The sequence below is a fragment of the Xanthomonas sp. 3075 genome (assembly GCF_014197275.1).
GTDB lineage: Bacteria > Pseudomonadota > Gammaproteobacteria > Xanthomonadales > Xanthomonadaceae > Xanthomonas > Xanthomonas campestris_B.
Genome location: NZ_JACIFI010000004.1, coordinates 35,668 through 53,167 on the forward strand (window position 1 = coordinate 35,668; position 17,500 = coordinate 53,167).

At 64.6% G+C, this 17,500-nt stretch carries 13 protein-coding genes; 9 read left to right on the forward strand and 4 right to left on the reverse strand.

The window, feature by feature from the left end:
• Nucleotides 1-19 precede the first annotated feature (19 nt).
• Nucleotides 20-880 carry a pseudouridine synthase gene (locus tag GGR62_RS05105; protein WP_184406874.1) on the forward strand — a complete coding sequence of 287 codons (861 nt, stop codon included), beginning with the start codon at nt 20-22 and terminating at the stop codon, nt 878-880.
• Here GGR62_RS05105 and GGR62_RS05110 read toward each other — a convergent pair.
• Both GGR62_RS05110 and kbl read right to left on the reverse strand, forming a co-directional pair.
• Complete coding sequence (locus tag GGR62_RS05110) at nt 834-1,223, reverse strand: HNH endonuclease (protein WP_184406875.1); 390 nt, start codon at nt 1,221-1,223, stop codon at nt 834-836. The two genes, GGR62_RS05105 and GGR62_RS05110, sit on opposite strands and share 47 nt — an antisense overlap.
• Nucleotides 1,224-1,225: 2 nt before the next feature.
• Nucleotides 1,226-2,434: a glycine C-acetyltransferase gene (gene kbl / locus GGR62_RS05115; RefSeq protein WP_184406876.1), complete on the reverse strand. Its 1,209-nt coding sequence runs from the start codon at nt 2,432-2,434 to the stop codon at nt 1,226-1,228.
• 187 nt (nt 2,435-2,621) lie between these two features.
• Between kbl and GGR62_RS05120 the strand changes: the two genes are divergently transcribed.
• The 5 genes from GGR62_RS05120 (at nt 2,622) to GGR62_RS05140 (ending at nt 7,518) form a co-directional block, all read left to right on the forward strand.
• Nucleotides 2,622-3,641, forward strand: a complete 1,020-nt coding sequence (locus tag GGR62_RS05120) for a sulfate ABC transporter substrate-binding protein (RefSeq protein ID WP_326520236.1) — start codon at nt 2,622-2,624, stop codon at nt 3,639-3,641.
• Between the two features lie 3 nt (nt 3,642-3,644).
• Nucleotides 3,645-4,505, forward strand: a complete 861-nt coding sequence (gene cysT, locus GGR62_RS05125) for a sulfate ABC transporter permease subunit CysT (protein ID WP_184406877.1) — start codon at nt 3,645-3,647, stop codon at nt 4,503-4,505.
• Nucleotides 4,502-5,455 carry a sulfate ABC transporter permease subunit CysW gene (gene cysW, locus GGR62_RS05130; protein WP_184406878.1) on the forward strand — a complete coding sequence of 318 codons (954 nt, stop codon included), beginning with the start codon at nt 4,502-4,504 and terminating at the stop codon, nt 5,453-5,455. The genes cysT and cysW overlap by 4 nt, the downstream gene beginning before the upstream one ends.
• 7 nt (nt 5,456-5,462) lie before the next feature.
• Nucleotides 5,463-6,494: a sulfate/molybdate ABC transporter ATP-binding protein gene (locus tag GGR62_RS05135; protein WP_184406879.1), complete on the forward strand. Its 1,032-nt coding sequence runs from the start codon at nt 5,463-5,465 to the stop codon at nt 6,492-6,494.
• A gap of 307 nt (nt 6,495-6,801) precedes the next feature.
• Entirely contained in the window at nt 6,802-7,518 is a 717-nt protein-coding gene (locus tag GGR62_RS05140; RefSeq protein WP_184406880.1) for a TorF family putative porin, read from the forward strand.
• Nucleotides 7,519-8,204: 686 nt separating this feature from the next.
• On the opposite strand, the gene tdh is transcribed toward GGR62_RS05140, so the two are convergent.
• Together tdh and GGR62_RS05150 are read right to left on the reverse strand one after the other, a co-directional pair.
• Nucleotides 8,205-9,239, reverse strand: a complete 1,035-nt coding sequence (gene tdh / locus GGR62_RS05145) for an L-threonine 3-dehydrogenase (RefSeq protein ID WP_184406881.1) — start codon at nt 9,237-9,239, stop codon at nt 8,205-8,207.
• A 522-nt stretch (nt 9,240-9,761) separates the two neighbouring features.
• On the reverse strand, nt 9,762-12,191 hold the full coding sequence (locus tag GGR62_RS05150) for a TonB-dependent receptor (RefSeq protein WP_184406882.1): 2,430 nt from the start codon (nt 12,189-12,191) through the stop codon (nt 9,762-9,764).
• 102 nt (nt 12,192-12,293) lie between these two features.
• On the opposite strand from GGR62_RS05150, the gene GGR62_RS05155 reads away from it, so the two are divergent.
• From GGR62_RS05155 to GGR62_RS05165, 3 genes are all read left to right on the forward strand, one after another.
• Nucleotides 12,294-14,375 (forward strand): phospholipase C, phosphocholine-specific, encoded by a 2,082-nt coding sequence (locus GGR62_RS05155; RefSeq protein WP_184406883.1) that lies wholly within the window; start codon nt 12,294-12,296, stop codon nt 14,373-14,375.
• 246 nt (nt 14,376-14,621) lie between these two features.
• The gene (locus GGR62_RS05160; RefSeq protein ID WP_184407028.1) at nt 14,622-16,706 is read left to right on the forward strand and encodes a S46 family peptidase; all 2,085 of its coding nucleotides are present in this window, start codon (nt 14,622-14,624) and stop codon (nt 16,704-16,706) included.
• Between the two features lie 92 nt (nt 16,707-16,798).
• On the forward strand, nt 16,799-17,443 hold the full coding sequence (locus GGR62_RS05165; protein ID WP_184406884.1) for a histidine phosphatase family protein: 645 nt from the start codon (nt 16,799-16,801) through the stop codon (nt 17,441-17,443).
• Nucleotides 17,444-17,500 lie beyond the last annotated feature (57 nt).

The following is a 17,500-nucleotide window of genomic DNA, read 5'->3' on the forward strand; positions in this document are numbered from 1 at the left end:
GCGGCCAGGTCGGGACGGGATGACCCGGCGACCTGCGCCGGCAACGTCCCGGCAGCGCAGTCTTGGTCCGGCATCGGCAGGCGCGTCCCGCGCGTCCGCCGCAGGAACGGCTGCCACCGCCTTACCACGGCATGGCCTGGCACGGGTGTTGTCCAAGCTCGGCGTGTGTTCGCGCACCGAAGCGGCGCGCTGGATCGCCGATGGGCGGGTCAGCGTGGCGGCGCGGGTGGTGCGCGACCCCGAATTTCCGATCCGTTCCGATCAACACGAAGCGATCGCAGTCGATGGTCAGCCATTGGCCGGGCCTGCGCGGGTCTATTTGATGCTCAACAAGCCACGCGGCGTGGTCACCACGGTGCGCGACGAGCAGGGCAGGGACACGGTGTATCGCTGCTTCGACGGCGCCGGCCTGCCGTGGATCGCGCCGGTCGGGCGGCTGGACAAGGCCAGCGAGGGGCTGCTGCTTTTCAGTAACGATCCGCAATGGGCAGCGGCGGTGACCGACCCCGCGACCGGGCCGGACAAGACCTATCACGTGCAGATCGATTGCCGCCCGAGCGCTGCGCAGCTGGCACAGTTGCAGGCCGGTGTGGTCGATCCCGATCCTGAGGGCGGCGGTATGCTGCTGCGCGCCAAGCACGTCGGCGTGCTGCGCGAGGGCGAGCGCAATGCGTGGCTGGAGATCGTGCTGGACGAGGGGCGCAATCGGCAGATCCGTCGCCTGCTGGCGGGGTTGGACATCGGTGTGCTGCGCCTGGTGCGGGTGGCGATCGGTGCGCTGGCGATGGGCGAGTTGGGCAAGGGAGCGTGGCGGATGCTAGGCCCGGCCGAAGTCAAGGCGCTGGCTGCGGCTCCCGCCACCGCGCCAGACGCGCGCTGAGCAGGGCGCTCACGACCTCAACGGCACGCGTGTTGCCGGCACCGTTGACATCGTGGTGGCGGCCTTTGGTGTGATTGCAGCTGGCACAGGCCAGGGCGAGGTTGCGCGCCGCATTCGGGTCGTCTCCGACCAGCGCACACAGCGCGGTCGCAGCGCGGCGGCCGAACCAAGCCTGCGGCACCACGTGTTCCAGCGTGGTGTGCCCGAGTGGTTCGCCATCGGCGCGCACCTGCAGACGCCGACGGCAATGCAGGCAACGGGTTTCCCAGTGGCCGCCGACCAAGTGCGCTTGGGCATCGGTGTGCGCCGCCAGCAACAGCCGTTGGCGCAGCACCGTGCGCATGCTCAGGCGTCAATGACCTTGAGCTCGCGGCCGATCTTGATGAAGGCGTCGATGGCCTGATCCAGATGTTCGCGCGTGTGCGCGGCGCTGATCTGGGTGCGAATGCGCGCCTGGCCCTTGGGCACCACCGGGAAGAAGAAGCCGATGGCGTAGATGCCTTCTTCCAGCAAGCGCTCGGCGAACTTCTGCGCCAGCGGCGCGTCGTAGAGCATCACCGGGCTGATCGGATGCACGCCGGGCTTGAGGTCGAAGCCGGCGGCGGTCATGCGCTCGCGGAAATAGTGGGTGTTTTCGACCAATTGCGTGCGCAGCTCGCCGGCCGCTTCCAGCATCTCGAACGCCTTGATGCCTGCAGCCACCACGTGCGGCGGCAGCGAGTTGGAAAACAGGTACGGGCGCGAGCGCTGCCGCAGCAGTTCGATGATCTCGCGCCTGGCGGTGGTGAAGCCGCCCAGTGCGCCGCCCATTGCCTTGCCCAGGGTGCCGGTGATGATGTCGATCTGGTCCAGCACGCCCTTGACCTCGGCCGAGCCGCGGCCGGTGGCGCCCAGAAAGCCGGTGGCATGGCATTCGTCGATATGCACCAGCGCGTTGTACTTGCGCGCCAGCGCGGTGATCTCGTCCAGCGGCGCGATGAAGCCGTCCATCGAGAACACGCCGTCGCTGGTGATCAGCTTGGTCTTGCACCCGGCGGCATCGGCGGCCTGCAACTGCGCCTCCAGGTCGGCCATGTCGCAGTTGGCGTAGCGGAAGCGCTTGGCCTTGCACAGGCGTACGCCGTCGATGATGGAGGCGTGGTTGAGCGCATCGGAAATGATCGCGTCGTGCTCGCCCAGCAGCGGTTCGAACAGACCGCCGTTGGCATCGAAGCAGGCAGCGTAGAGGATGGTGTCTTCGGTGCCGAAAAATTCGGCAATGGTGCGCTCGAGTTGCTTGTGCAAATCCTGGGTGCCGCAGATGAAGCGCACCGAGGCCATGCCGAAACCATGCGTGTCCAGCGCGTCCTTGGCGGCCTGGATGATGTCCGGATGGTCGGCCAGGCCCAGGTAGTTGTTGGCGCAGAAGTTGAGCACGCTGCGGCCGTCGGCCAAGGTGATCTGGGCCGACTGCGGGCCGGTGATGATGCGCTCGGACTTGAACAGGCCCTGGGCCTGGATGGTCTCCAGTTCGGCGGCGTAGTGGGCAGTCAGCGCGGCAGGTGCGTTGGTCATGGCGATCGCAGTGGCAAGGAGAGGCACAATGTTAACGATCACGGTGACATACCACTACGTCATGCAAAATGAGCATAAGCCTTGGCCCTGATGTCATTTCACCGCCTGCGTGCCGCTGCGCAGCATGGCATGCTTGCTGTTCGGCTGGGCCCCCAACCAGCTGCGCCCCACCGGCCTGGAGATTGCTGTGACCCACCCCCGTTTCCGTCTTGTGTCGCTCTTGTTGTCTGCAATGCTGGCGCTCGCCGGCCCGGCTGGTGCACGCGACATCGGCCTGCTCAACGTGAGTTACGACCCTACCCGCGAGTTCTACCGCGACTACAACGCCGCCTTCGCTGCGCACTGGAAACAGCAGCATCCGCAGGACACCGTCACGGTGGAAACCTCGCATGGCGGTTCCGGCAAGCAGGCGCGCGCGGTGATCGACGGCATCGAAGCCGATGTGGTCACCCTGGCGCTGGCCTACGACGTGGATGCGATCGCGCAGAAGGCCAAACTGATCGACAGCGGTTGGGAAAAGCGCCTGCCCGACAACAGCGCGCCGTACACCTCGACCATTGTGTTTCTGGTGCGCAAGGGCAACCCGAAGAACATCCACGACTGGCCTGACCTGCTGCGCTCGGGCGTGGCAGTGGTGACGCCCAACCCCAAGACCTCCGGTGGTGCGCGCTGGAACTACCTGGCTGCGTGGGCGTATGCCGACCATATCTTCAAGGGCGACCACGAGCGCATCGTGCGCTATATGCAGGCCCTGTTCCGCAACGTACCGGTGCTGGATACCGGCGCGCGCGGCGCCACCACCACCTTCGTGCAGCGGGGGATTGGCGATGTGCTGCTGGCCTGGGAAAACGAAGCGCTGCTGGCGCGCGAAGAGCTGGGCAAGGACAAGTTCGAAATCGTGGTGCCGAAATTGTCGATCCTGGCCGAGCCGTCGGTGGCGCTGGTCGACAAGAACGTCGACAAGCGCGGCACGCGCGCGGTGGCCGAAGACTACCTGCGCTACCTGTATGCACCGGAAGGCCAGAAGCTGGCAGCCAAGCATTTCTATCGCCCGCGTCACCCGGAATTTGCCGACCCCGCCGATCTGGCGCGTTTTCCGCAGATCAAGCTGGTGACCATCGAACAGGCGTTCGGATCGTGGGACAAGGCGCAGCAGGAACACTTCGCCGACGGCGGCATGTTCGATCAGATCCAGGCAAAAAAGTAGGCAATGCGGATGTCGGTTGCACCTCATCCCGCGCGGCCAATGCGCCGACGCGTGATGCCAGGGCTGGGCTTGAGTCTTGGCATTACCCTGGCCTGGCTCGGATTGATCGTGCTGATCCCGTTGCTGGGCGTCTTCGTCAAGACCAGCGGCCTGGGTTGGGACGGATTGTGGCGGGTCTGGAGCGAGCCGCGGGTGCTGTCGGCGCTGCGGGTGAGCTTTGGAACAGCGTTCGTGGCCGGTGCGTTCAATGCAGTGATGGGCACCTGGGTGGCCTGGGTGTTCGTGCGCTACAGCTTTCCCGGCAAGCGATTGTTCGATGCGGTGATCGACCTACCGTTCGCGTTGCCGACTGCGGTGGCCGGCATCGCATTGACCGCGTTGTACGGTGGCAATGGCTGGATCGGCCGTTGGCTGGAGGCGATCGGCATCAAGGTGGCCTACACCCAATTGGGTATCGTGCTGGCGCTGGTGTTCGTGGGTCTGCCGTTCGTGGTGCGGGTGGTGCAGCCGGTGTTGGCCGAGAGCGAACGCGAGCTGGAAGAGGCGGCCACCACGCTGGGTGCATCGCGTTGGCAGTCGGTCACGCGGGTGGTGTTGCCGGCGCTCTGGCCTGCGGTGCTGACCGGGTTCGCGCTGGCGTTTGCGCGCGGCGTGGGTGAGTACGGCTCGGTGATCTTCATCGCCGGCAACCTGCCCAATGCCACCGAGATCGCGCCGCTGCTGATCACCATCCGGTTGGAAGAATTCGACTATGCCGGCGCCACTGCAATTGCCGCGGCCATGCTGCTGCTGTCGTTCGTGATCCTGCTGGTGGTCAACACATTGCAGGCGCGCCTGCAGCGCTATCAACGGAAACCCGCATGAACGATGCCGGTTCGTCATCGCCTTCGGTGCTGCCCTCGCGCGTCGTGTCCGATCAGGCCCGCCGCATCACCGAGTCGGCCACCAACGAGCCGCGTTGGGTGCAGTGGTTGATGATCCTGGGCGCCCTGGTATTCCTGCTGGCGTTCCTGCTGTTGCCGCTGGTGCTGGTGTTTGCCGAAGCGCTGCGCGGTGGTTGGGACACCTTCCTGCGCGCGATCGTCGACCCGGATGCGTTGTCGGCGATCAAGCTGACCCTGATCGTGACCGCCATCGTGCTGCCGTTGAATCTGGTGTTCGGCGTGGCGGCGGCGTGGGCGGTGAGCAAACATCGGTTTCCCGGCAAGCGGTTGCTGGTCAGTCTGATCGACCTGCCGTTCTCGGTGTCGCCGGTGGTGGCGGGTTTGATCTTCGTGCTGATCTTCGGTCGCGGCGGTTGGGCGTGGCCGTTGATCGACGAAGGCTGGCGCGTGCAGTTGCCGTTTTTTGGCGACATGCTGATCCAGCTGCCGCGCATCGTGTTTGCGTTGCCCGGCATCGTGCTGGCGACGACCTTCGTCACTTTCCCGTTCATCGCGCGCGAGCTGATGCCGCTGATGGAGCAGCAAGGCAGCGACGAGGAACTGGCCGCGTTGAGTCTGGGTGCGAGCGGGTGGCAGATGTTCTGGCGGGTGACCCTGCCCAACATCCGTTGGGGGCTGATGTACGGCGTGTTGCTGTGCGCGGCGCGCGCGATGGGCGAGTTCGGTGCGGTGTCGGTGGTGTCCGGGCATATCCGTGGGCGCACCAATACGCTGCCGCTGCATGTGGAAATTCTCTACAACGAATACGCCTACAGCGCCGCATTCGCGTGCGCGTCGCTGCTGGCATTGACCGCGCTGCTGACGCTGGCGCTGAAGACGTATCTGGAATGGCGGCACGGCGATTCGCTCGCCGCCAACCACCGACACTGAGGTGAACATGGGCATCCGCATCCACCGCCTGCGCAAGCAGTTCGAGACGTTCACCGCGCTGGACGACATCACCCTGGACGTGCGCCAGGGCGAGTTGCTGGCGTTGCTGGGGCCGTCCGGTTCGGGCAAGACCACCCTGCTGCGGATCATGGCCGGTCTGGAGCACGCCGATGGCGGGCAGGTGCTGTTCGGCGACGAAGATGCCACCCGCATGAGCGTGCAATCGCGCCGGGTCGGCTTCGTGTTTCAGCACTACGCGCTGTTCAAGCATATGGACGTGTTCGAGAACATCGCCTTCGGCTTGCGGGTGCGGCGTGGCAAGCAGTGCTGGGCCGAAGCGCGTATTCGCGCGCGGGTGGAAGAATTGCTGTCGCTGGTGCAGTTGCAGGGCCTGGAACAGCGCTATCCGACCCAGTTGTCCGGTGGCCAACGGCAACGTGTGGCGCTGGCGCGTGCGCTGGCGATCGAGCCGCGCGTGCTGCTGCTGGACGAACCCTTCGGCGCGCTGGACGCGCAGGTTCGCCGTGACCTGCGCCGCTGGTTGCGCGAGTTGCACGAACGCACTGGCCTGACCACGGTGTTCGTGACCCACGATCAGGAAGAGGCGCTGGAACTGGCCGACCGCGTGGCGATCCTCAACCGTGGGCGCATCGAGCAGCTCGATACGCCGGCAATGATCTACGACAAGCCGGCCTCGCCCTTCGTGTATTCGTTCGTGGGTGCGGTAAACCGTCTTCCCGGCGTGCTGGCGCAGGGGCAGATCCAGGTCGCCGGGCATGCGCTGCCAGCGTCGGACTCCGCGCTGGCGGCCGGCCCGGTCGAGGTCTATGTGCGACCGGAAGATCTGGTGCCGGACGATGCCGGCTGGCCGGCCACGGTGGCATGGTCGCAGCGCAGCGGTGCGCGCCTGCGCCTGCGCGCAACCTTGGAGCCTGCAGGCAACGAAGTGGAAGTGGAGCTGCCGGCCTCGGCGGGCAGCTTTCAGCCAGGGCAGCAATTGCGCCTGGCTGCGCGGCAGTACGGGGTGTTTCCGGCGTGATGCAGCGCCGGCTGCGTCTGGTCTTGCGCGCGGGGTGAGGAAACAGGAACAGCGAATCGCACTGCATGCGCCGTGCGCCTTGGCTGTCACCAGTCCCTAATCCCCCGCCAATCCCGAGGGTGATGCATCAAGATTCTGTGTTATCGGTCGATGAGATAGCACCCAGATCAACGCCATCGGCGCTCCAGGTTGTGCGCTGGGTCAAGCGAACCCGACTTTTATGTTGCACTGCAATGACGGTTGGACTAATAACGTCAGTGCGGTACTGCATCGCATATCCAATCGTCCCTTGTTTCAGGAGATGTCCATGAAGCCGTCCTCGCTCGCGTGTTGCCTGTCGTTACTGATGCTCAGTGTGGTGCCGTTGGCACAGGCGCAGGATGAAGACGTGCCCGCGTCGCCGTTCAGTGGCACCTTCGCGGTCACCAGCGACTATCTGTTTCGCGGCATCTCGCAGACCAATGAAGCGCCTGCCTTCCAGGCCGGGCTGACCTATAAGACGCCGTTAGGCCTGTATTTCGGCACCTGGACCTCCAATGTGGACTACGGCGCCGGCGACCCGGATTGGGAAGTGGACGGCTTTGTCGGCTACAACACCGACCTGGGCAGCAACTGGAATGTCGATGTGCTGCTCAATCGCTACCAATACCTGGGAGCGGGCGCCTCCAATTACGCAGAACTGATCACCAAGACCACGTTTCTGAAGACCTATAGCGTCACCATCGCCTACACCAACGACTTGTACGGCTCCGATACCGACGGCTACTACTACGCAGTGGATGCCAACTGGTCGTTGCCGTACGACTTCACGTTCGGCGCGCATGCGGGACACAGCATCTACACCTCGTCGCTCAGCCAGGTGGATCACGACTACAACGACTTCGGCGTGAACGTGGGCAAGGCGTTCGGCCCGCTGGGCTTGAGCGTGGGCTATTACGACACCAGCAAGGCGGCCGAATTCGGCTTCGGGCGGCAGAATTCGCAGAACCATCTGGTGGCCACTGCCACGGTCACTTGGCCGTGAGTGCAGCGCCTGAGCAGTGGTTCTGACGCCCTGGTTGTGTCGTGGTGGGGCGGGAAGAATCGATGCTCGGATTGTTCGCCTTATATCTGGACGACGTTAGGGCTCTAAATCTCGATTGGTTTGTCTTTGAATGATTGCATCGTGCGGATGGATCGCTTGTCGAGCGGTTGATCTGCTGCTTGGCTGCAGGGCCCTTGCCCGCCCACCATCGCAGGACACGCCGCAAGTACGTCCTTGTAGGCTCTTATGCGGCATCCATGCCGCATAAGGTCCCGCGACGGTGGGCGGACAAGGGCCATCGGAGATGGTCGGTGGGCATGGTGCAAGCAATGCGCGATGCGGGCTGTTCGACCATGATGCACAGGCTCAACATCCACTATAGGTCGAGCCAGAAGCGCTTTCTTACGCGGTCACCAAACCTATCTGATGTCCTCGCCGCTTGCGGGAACGTTGGCGGCATGGATACCGCCATCTAGCCTGCAAGGACGTACTTGCGGCGTGTCCCGCGAGCGCTGAGGGCATCGCGCCCTCGACCCATTGAGAGCCTTTCTGCATCCTCGCAGACCATGCGTTTCCTGAAGTGCTCCGTCCGCACCAGGAGTGCTTGCCGCGTTTGTCGGCATTTCTGAAGATGGACATGCAAAAGGCGCCGAGCGGCGCCTTTTGCGTTGAAGCGTATGCGCCGATCAGTTCCAGCTCAACACGACCTTGCCGGCCTTGCCTTCTTCCATCAGGTCGAAGCCTTTCTGGAAATCGTCGATCGGCATCTGATGGGTCAGCACCTTGTGCAACGGAAAGCCTGACAACACCAGTTGCGTCATCTTGTACCAGGTCTCGTACATCTTGCGGCCGTAGATGCCCTGCACGGTGAGGCCCTTGAAGATGATCTTGTCCCAGTCGCAGCCGGCACCGCGCGGCATGATGCCGAGCATGGCAATCTTGCCGCCGTGATACATGCAATCGAGCATGTCGTTGAAGGCGCGCGGGTTGCCGCTCATTTCCAGGCCGACGTCGAAGCCTTCCATGTGCAGGTCGGCCATGACGTCCTTGAGCGAGGTCTTGGAGACGTTGACCACACGGGTGGCGCCCATGTCGGCGGCCAGCTTGAGGCGGAAATCGTTGACGTCGGTGACCACCACGTTGCGCGCACCGATGTGCTTGCAGATGCCGGCGGCAATGATGCCGATCGGGCCGGCGCCGGTGATCAGCACGTCTTCGCCGATCACATCGAATTCCAGCGCGCAATGCGCGGCGTTGCCGTATGGGTCGAAGAACGCGGCCAGCTCGGACGGGATCTGGTCGGGGATCGGCCACAGGTTGGATGCCGGCATCACCATGTACTCGGCGAATGCGCCGTTGACGTTGACGCCGATGCCGACCGTGTTGGGGCACAGGTGCGGGCGGCCACCGCGGCAGTTGCGGCAATGCCCGCAGACGATGTGGCCTTCGGCAGAGACGCGTTGACCGACCTGGTAGCCAGTCACCGCAGAACCGAGCTCGGCCACGCGGCCGACGAACTCATGGCCGATGGTCAGGCCGGGCTTGATGGTGCGCTGGCTCCACTCGTCCCACAGGTAGATGTGCAGGTCGGTACCGCAAATTGCGGTCTTTTCCAGCTTGATCAATACCTCGTTGGGGCCGGGCGCGGGCACGGGAACCTGTTCCAGCCAGATGCCTTTGTTCGCTTCGCGCTTGACCAGCGCCTTCATTGTCTGCGCCATCTGGCGGGCCTGCTGAGTGGAAAGTAAGGCGCCAATTATATGCGGGGCGAGGTGGCTTCCATGTGGCGGTGCAAGAACCATGGTCTGCGCTGGTGCTTGCAGTCCGGGTGGGGGCGACGGTGGCGCTGGGTTGCTTGGCAGACAGCATGCGTCTGTTGCCGGGCGGGTGCCCCCATCCGCCCTTCGGGCACCTTCCCCCGCAGGCGGGGGAAGGGCAGGGACGTCGAGAAACAGGCAAGCCAACAAGCTAGGGAAGCAACCACGCAAGGAGCCACCACGCAAGAAGGCCACCACGCAAGGAGGCCACCACGCAGGGAAGGCAGAAAGGAAACGCAGGAAGGCAGGGAGACAGGAAGCAGATAAAGCCGGGATGCGGATGCGCCGAGCAAGCATGAAGGCTGGGAAGGGAATCGGCGGACCGGCTTGAGGCGTCGGGGCACCGTCGGCATGCACCTTCTCCCGCACGCGGGAGAAGGTGGCGCGTAGCGCCGGATGAGGGCGCTTCAAGTGGTGCAGAGTTGCTTAAAACTTCACGTCCAGACTCATGAAGTACTGGCGCGGTGCGCCGACCACCATCGTCTGGTTGTAGCCATCCGGGTCGGAGGCGACATAACCGTTGGTGCCGGTGCTGGCGAAATAGCGCTTGTCGGTGAGGTTGGTGATGTTGAGGGCCAACGCCACATCGGCCACGCCGCCGACACGGCCGAAGTCGTAGCGCGCACCTGCATTGAACAGCCAGTACGAGGGCACCTGCGAATCGTTGAGGAAGCTGATGTAGCGCTTGTCGACGTATTTGCCGTCCAGATCCAGGCGCAGGTTGCCGATCTGGTAGCTGGCGCTGGAGGAGAACATCAACGCAGGGATGCCCACAACGTCCTTACCGGATGTCGCGACCACGCCGTTGTTGAGGTAATCGTCCTGATAGCGCGAGCGGTTCCACGACAGCGAGTTCAACCAGCTCAGGCCTTCGGTCGGGCGCCACATCAAGGCCAGGTCGGCGCCGGCGCTGTGGACGGCGCCGACGTTGCTCAGGATTGCCGCACAGGTCTGCACCGCGCTGCACGGCGATGTGGTCAGCAGGCGGTTGGAGAACTTGGTGAAGTAGGCGTCGGCCGAGAGCTGGAATTGCGCGTCCTGCACGCGATAGCCCACCTGCACGGTCTGCGATTCTTCCGGCTCCAGCGTGGAGCGGCTACGGTCGAAGGCGGCCTGCGAGGTGCCGAACGGGGTGAAGCCGAACGCGGCGATGTTCTTGCTGTAGGACGCATAGAGGTCCTGGCGCTCGTCCAGCTTGTAGTTCACGCCGACCTGCGGCAGGAAGTTGTCTTCGGCGCGGATGCGGCCCTGCGCCAGCGAGTTGGTCGGCACCAGCGACTGTGCGCGTGTGGTGGTGCTGAGCGCCTTTGCGCCGTAGTTCAGCGTCAGGCGGTCGTCGAGCAGACGCACGGTGTCCTGCAGATACAGCATGCGGGTCTGGGTGGTGTAGCGCTGCAGGAAATCGCGACGGAACGGGGTCTGCGCTGCGTACACGTTGTACAACGAGGTGTACCCGTCGGCACCGAGTGCGAAATAGTTGCGCTCCTGCGTGGTACGTGCGTTTTCTGCCCAGACACCGGCTTCCAGATCATGGTTGCCCCACGACCATTTCAGCGCGCTGGTGCCGCCGAAACGATCCAGGCCGTAGTCGGTGGTGCGCATCGACACCGGCACCTGCGCAGACGTCGGCACATACGGCGTCACCCACTGACCTTCGCCACGATTGCCATGGTAATAGCCGGAGGCGTCGAGCGTTGCATCGCCGAACACGAACGTGCCCGACAAACCGGCCAGATTGTCGCGGCGCAGACCGCCGCCGGCGTAGTAGCTGGCATCGAGCCAGCTGTAATCGCTGGGCAGCCCGGCCAGCGATTGCGGATAGCCGTTGGCCACGCCACTGGTCGCGCCGGTGGTCTGGTAGGCGCGCGCCATCTGCACGGCGGTGGCCCAATCCGGCTGCAGATAGTCGTAGTCCCAGCCCAGCACGCGCTGGCTGGTCAACGACAGATCCATATAGTCGTATTCCTTGCGCCGCGAGGTATCCACGAACAGGCTCAGGCGATTGCCGTCGCCCCACTGGTACACGGTCTTGAGGTTGGCCTGCTCGGACTGCTGGTCGCCGAAGCCTTTCCACTTGTCGGTACTGGCGTTGGCATAGGACAGATACGCCGACAAGCCATTGCGATCGCCGGTGTCGCCACGCACGAAGGTGCGACGCGTCGCATCGCTGCCGACCGTCTGCACCAGCCGCAGGCCCGGCGTGGATTGCGGATCGGCCGAATAGAACTGCATCGTGCCGCCCAGGTTGGTGTTGGACGCAGTACCGAGCGCACCGGCGCCTTGCGCGATCTCCACCGAACCGAGGTTTTCCGAAATGATGGCGCGGGTGATATGCAGGCCGTTGGTGACGCCGTAGCTCATGTTGCCGAGCGGGATCCCGTCGAGCGTGTAACCCAGGCGGCTCTGATCGAAGCCGTGCAGGGTCACCTGTGCGGACCATTCGTAGGTGCCGAACGGGTCGGCCGATTGGAACTGCACGCCCGGCAGTTTTTCCACCGCCTTGAAGGCGCTGCTGCCCGGTGCCAGCTGCTCGATGTCCTGCCGGCTGATGCGCTGCACCTGCCGCGTGCTGCCTTGCGACACCACGTTGATCGCATCCAGCTGGGTGGCGTTGTTGGCGGCACCGGCCACGGCTGCGGATGTATCGGCTGCCGGTGCGTCTGCGACTGGGTCGGCAACCGGTGTGATGGCGTACGCAACGCCCGGAAGCAGCGCTGCCAGGGCGAGCGCCAGCGGTGTGACATGAAAGCGACGAGCGGAAGTCATGGGGGAGTCCTGTGCGGGCACGGCTGAGATCGGACGCACGGTGAAACACCGGCGTTTCGCGACGCAGGGTGTCAACGACGTATGAAACATTGATGACGGCGGCTGTCGCAAAACTGTCGTGCTTGCCCGCTATACGTGTCGTGCCCAGCCGCCACGTGCGGCGTCGTATCCGTATTGGCAGGACCTGCATTTATGACGTCTTCCTCCTCGCGCCGTGACTTTCTCAAGCGCGTCGCCGCGCTCACCGCTGCAGGCGCCTTGCCGTCCTCGATCGGCCGCGCACTCGCGTTACCTGCCAATTCGCGCACCGGCACGCTGCGCGACATCGAACACGTGGTGATCCTGATGCAGGAAAACCGCTCCTTCGATCACTACTTCGGTGCCCTGCGTGGCGTGCGTGGGTTTGGCGATCCGCGTCCGTTGCAGCTGCGCGACGGCCATCCGGTGTGGAGCCAGCCGGCGGCGGATGGTCGTCGCCTGTTGCCGTTCGCCTTCGATTCGCAAAACACCTGCGCGCCGTTGATCAAGAGCCTGGATCATTCCTGGAAAGCCGGTCACGGGCAGGATCCTGCCCGGTGGGCCGAATACGACGCCTGGGTGCCGTACAAGGGCGAGTTGACGATGGGGTATTTCCAGCGCAACGACATTCCGTACTACCACGCACTCGCCGATGCGTTCACCATTTGCGACGGCTATTTCTGTTCGTTGCACGGGCCGACCAATCCCAATCGCATGTATCTGTTCACCGGCACCAGCGGCCCGAGCGTGGGCAATGTCGGCGCGCAAGCGGTGACCAATGCCGACGACGGCAACTGGACCGCCGACATGGCGCGCGACAAGCCCGGTTATGCGGCAATGGACTGGACCACCTACGCACAGCGCCTGCAGGCTGCAGGCGTGGATTGGCGCGTCTATCAGGAATACGACAACTTCGGCTGCAACTCGCTGGCCTATTTTTCGCACTATCGTGATCTGCAACCCGGCGACGAACGCTATCGGCGCGCCCGTGCATGCGTGCCCGGTTCCACTGCGGACAATGCCGCCACCACGCAGGCCGATCATCTGGTCGCCGCCATCGCCGCCGATGTGCAGGCCAATCGCTTGCCGCAGGTGTCGTGGATCATTCCGCCGACCGCGTATTGCGAACACCCGGAAGCGCCGCCGGCATACGGCGAATCGCTGGTGGCGCGTTTGATCGATGCGCTCACCGCCAATCCGCAGGTGTGGGCGAAGACCGCGCTGATCATCAACTACGACGAGAACGATGGCTTCTTCGATCACGTGCCGGCGCCCTTGCCGGCGCTGGACGCGCGGATGGGGCGTAGCAACGTCGATACGCGTGGCGAAGTCTATGAAGGCGTGCCGATGGGCCTGGGCATTCGCGTGCCGATGCTGGTGATCTCGCCGTGGACGCGCGGTGGCTGGGTCAATTCGCAGGTGTTCGATCACACCTCGGTACTGCGCTTGCTGGAGCGTCGTTTCGGTGTGGCCGAACCGAACATCAGCCCATGGCGTCGCGCGGTGAGTGGCGATCTGACCAGCGTGTTCGATTTCCGCAACCCGGACGATTCCGCAGTGAGCGCGTTGCCGACGATCGACGACTATCGCGCGCGCACCGCAGCCGTGCGCGACAAGCCGATCCCGGTGCCGCCGACGAAGGCCGTCATGCCGCGGCAGGAACCCGGGCAACGACCGGCGCGCGCGCTGCCCTATGCCTTGCAGGTGCACGCACGCGTACAGGACGAGCGCGGCGTGCAGTTGCAGTTCGTCAACAGTGGCGCTGCTGCGGCTGCGTTCAACGTCTACACCAGCGCTGCAAGCGGTGGCCCGTGGTACTACACCGTGTTGCCAGGCACCCAGCTCGACGATGTGCCGCTCGGCGCTGCGCACAACGGTGCGTATGCGCTGAGCGTGCATGGACCGAATGGCTTTCTGCGCGAATTCGCTGGCGCACTTGCTGTCGCCGGGACGCCATCGGCAGCGCCGTGGTTGGAAGCGCGGCAGGACGGCGACATGCTGGTGCTGGAGATCGGCAATGCCGGCCAGCAGGCCTGCACGCTGCAACTACGCGCGCTGGACTATGCGAGCCCGGTGGCGCGAACGCTGCAGGTGGGCGCGGGTCAGCGCGAGACCATCCGGCTGTCGCTTGCGGCAAGCGACCATTGGTACGACCTTGTCGTCGAGCAGCCGGGTGCGGCATTCCGCCGACGTCTGGCCGGGCATCTGGAAACCGGCAAGCCCAGCCGTAGCGACCCGGCGTTCGGGCGCGCCTGAGCGGATCGTCCGATCACCCGCCTTGCGGATGCCACCCTCGCTACCCGGAAATACGGGGGGCGAACGCATCGGCAAGCGTCCTGGAGTGAGGCGTCGACCCTGCCGTTAGTCATGGGAGCAGTCGCAGGTGCGAGGGTTACACTGTAACGCTCACGAATCCGGGGCTGTACGATGCGTCTGAACCTGCTTGTCCTTTCCCTGCTGTCCTCCTTGGCAGTCGCCTCTTCCGCGCAGGCAGCCGAAGGGATGTGGGTGCCGCAGCAATTGCCCGATATTGCCGGGCCATTGAAGCAGGCCGGCCTGCGCCTGTCGCCGCAACAACTGGCCGACCTGACCGGCGATCCGATGGGTGCGGTGGTCGCGCTGGGCGGCTGCACCGCCAGCTTCGTTTCGCCGCAAGGCCTGGTGGTGACCAATCACCATTGCGCCTACGGTGCGATCCAGCTCAATTCCACCGCGCAGAAGAATCTGATCAAGGACGGCTTCACCGCCGCCAGACCTGCCGACGAACTCAGCGCCGGGCCCAACGCGCGTATCTACGTGCTCGATGCCATCACCGACGTGACCGCGCCGGCCAAGGCGGCGATGGCGACGGCCGGTGAGGATCCGCTCAAGCGCACCCTGGCCCTGGAGGATTTCAGCAAGCAGCAGATCGCCGCCTGCGAGGCGCAACCAGGCTATCGCTGCCAGTTCTTCAGCTTTGCCGGCGGCAACACCTACCGCTTGTTCAAGAACCTGGAAATCAAGGACGTGCGCCTGGCCTATGCGCCGCCAGGCAGCGTGGGCAAGTTCGGTGGCGATATCGACAACTGGATGTGGCCGCGCCATACCGGCGATTTTTCCTTCTACCGTGCCTACGTGGGCAAGGACGGCAAGCCGGCCGCCTATGCCAAGGACAACGTGCCTTATCAGCCCAAGCACTTCCTGAAGGTTGCCGACCAACCACTGGGCGCGGGCGACTTTGTGATGGTGGCCGGCTATCCGGGCCGCACCAACCGCTATGCGCTGGTAGCCGAATTCAACAACACCGCCACCTGGACCTATCCGGTGGTCGGCCAGTACTACAAGGACGTGATCGGCCTGATCGAACAGGCCGGCAAGCAGAACCCCGACATCCAGGTGAAGTACGCAAGCACCGTTGCCGGTCTCAATAACTCCGCAAAGAACTTCGACGGGCAACTGGAAGGCTTCAAGCGCATCGATGCGCAGGCCACCAAGCAGGCCGACGAAGCCGCGGTGCTGGCCTGGCTCAAACGCCAGGGCGCGTCCGGGCGCGAAGCGCTCAAGGCGCACGACACGCTGGTCACGCTGGTCAAGCGCGTCCAGGCCACCCAGCAGCGCGATATGGTGCTGCGTCAGTTCGACAACACCGGCACGGTGGGTGCGGCGGTGACGCTGTACCGGTTGGCGCTGGAACGCGCCAAGCCCAATGCGCAACGCGAATCCGGGTACCAGGACCGCGACCTGCCGGCCATCGAGGGGGCGATGAAGCAGATGGAACGTCGCTATGTGCCGGCGATGGATCGTCAACTTCAGCAGTACTGGCTCGGCCAGTATCTGAAGCTGCCGGCCAACCAGCGCGTTGCAGCGCTGGACCAATGGCTGGGCGGCAACGACGCGGCCGCCGTGCAGGCGGCGTTGGGCAAGCTCGATGCCACCACGCTGGGCAGCACCGACGCACGTTTGAAATGGCTCACGGCCGATCGCGCCGCGTTCGAGGCCAGCACCGATCCGGCGATCCAGTACGCCGTGGCGGTGACCCCGTCGCTGTTGCAGATCGAACGCGACGACAAGCAGCAGACCGGCGAGCAGCTCAGGGCGCGGCCGGTGTATCTGCAAGCCCTGGCCGACTACAAGAAGAGCAAGGGCGAGGCGGTGTATCCGGACGCCAACCTGTCGCTGCGTATCACCTTCGGCAACGTCAAGGGCTACACCCCCAAGGATGGCGTGGCGTACACCCCGTTCACCACGCTGGAAGGCGTGGCAGCGAAAGAAACCGGCGCCGATCCGTTCGATTCGCCAAAGGCCCTGTTGGATGCGGTCAAGGCCAAGCGCTATGCAGGCCTGGACGACAAGCGCCTGGGCTCGGTGCCGGTCAACTTCCTGTCTGACCTGGACATCACCGGCGGCAACTCCGGCTCGCCGGTGATGGACGCGCAGGGCAGGCTGGTCGGCCTGGCCTTCGACGGCAACTGGGAGTCGGTGAGCAGCAACTGGATCTTCGATCCGGCGATGACCCGCATGATCGCCGTGGACAGCCGCTATCTGCGCTGGATCATGTCCGAAGTGGCACCGGCGCCGCAGCTGTTGAAGGAACTCGGCGTGCGCTGACGCAGGCGGCCGGCACGGGGGGCAGGAGGGGTTATGATGCGCTCCCGTTTCGCTGCGGCGAGTCGGCCTCTTCCCCAAGGAATCTCTCGCGCATGCGCATCCTGCTTGCTCGTCACGGCGAGACGCCGTGGAACGCCGAAGGCCGCTACCAGGGCCAGATCGATATCCCGCTGTCGCCGGTCGGCGAAGGCCAGGCGGCCGCGCTTGGCGCGCGTCTGCAGTCGCTGGAGATCACCCGCGCGGTGGCATCGCCGCTGTCGCGTGCGCAGGCCACTGCCAAGCTGGCACTGGGCAGCGCTCGTGAGAGCTTGCTGCAGACCGATGTGGACCTGCAGGAAATCGCGCACGGCGAATGGGAAGGCCTGCTGGCCAGCGAGATCAACGACAAGGATCCGGCACGTCTGCGTGCCTGGCGCGAGGAACCAGACACCGTGCTGATGCCCGGCGGCGAATCCTTGCGCCAGGTGCTGGACCGCAGCTGGCGCGGCCTGGTGCGCGCCGCCGATGGCCTGGGCGCCGACGACACCTTGCTGGTGGTGGCGCACGATGCGGTCAACCGCGTGATCCTGTGCAAGATCCTGGGCCTGCCGTTGTCCAGGCTATGGAGCTTCCGCCAGGCACCGACCACGCTCAACCTGCTCGAAGGCGAGGATGTGGATCACCTGGACGTGGTGCGTCTGAACGACTGCGCGCATCACACGCCGTTCTTCGGCGAAGCCAAGCATCGGGCGCTGTAGCAGTCACGGGTAGGTGAGGCGCACAAGGAAGGACTGTGTCTACTTTTGTCGGGTGTC

What these genes read in the sequence shown, in the direction of transcription:
- cysT (WP_184406877.1), top strand. Translation starts at nt 3,645, where the DNA reads ATGCGGATGTCGGTTGCACCTCATCCCGCGCGGCCAATGCGCCGACGC.
- GGR62_RS05110 (WP_184406875.1), bottom strand. Translation starts at nt 1,223, where the DNA reads ATGCGCACGGTGCTGCGCCAACGGCTGTTGCTGGCGGCGCACACCGAT.
- GGR62_RS05135 (WP_184406879.1), top strand. Translation starts at nt 5,463, where the DNA reads ATGGGCATCCGCATCCACCGCCTGCGCAAGCAGTTCGAGACGTTCACC.
- GGR62_RS05105 (WP_184406874.1), top strand. Translation starts at nt 20, where the DNA reads ATGACCCGGCGACCTGCGCCGGCAACGTCCCGGCAGCGCAGTCTTGGT.
- GGR62_RS05165 (WP_184406884.1), top strand. Translation starts at nt 16,799, where the DNA reads ATGCGCATCCTGCTTGCTCGTCACGGCGAGACGCCGTGGAACGCCGAA.
- kbl (WP_184406876.1), bottom strand. Translation starts at nt 2,434, where the DNA reads ATGACCAACGCACCTGCCGCGCTGACTGCCCACTACGCCGCCGAACTG.
- GGR62_RS05140 (WP_184406880.1), top strand. Translation starts at nt 6,802, where the DNA reads ATGAAGCCGTCCTCGCTCGCGTGTTGCCTGTCGTTACTGATGCTCAGT.
- GGR62_RS05150 (WP_184406882.1), bottom strand. Translation starts at nt 12,191, where the DNA reads ATGTTTCATACGTCGTTGACACCCTGCGTCGCGAAACGCCGGTGTTTC.
- GGR62_RS05160 (WP_184407028.1), top strand. Translation starts at nt 14,622, where the DNA reads ATGTGGGTGCCGCAGCAATTGCCCGATATTGCCGGGCCATTGAAGCAG.
- cysW (WP_184406878.1), top strand. Translation starts at nt 4,502, where the DNA reads ATGAACGATGCCGGTTCGTCATCGCCTTCGGTGCTGCCCTCGCGCGTC.
- tdh (WP_184406881.1), bottom strand. Translation starts at nt 9,239, where the DNA reads ATGGCGCAGACAATGAAGGCGCTGGTCAAGCGCGAAGCGAACAAAGGC.
- GGR62_RS05155 (WP_184406883.1), top strand. Translation starts at nt 12,294, where the DNA reads ATGACGTCTTCCTCCTCGCGCCGTGACTTTCTCAAGCGCGTCGCCGCG.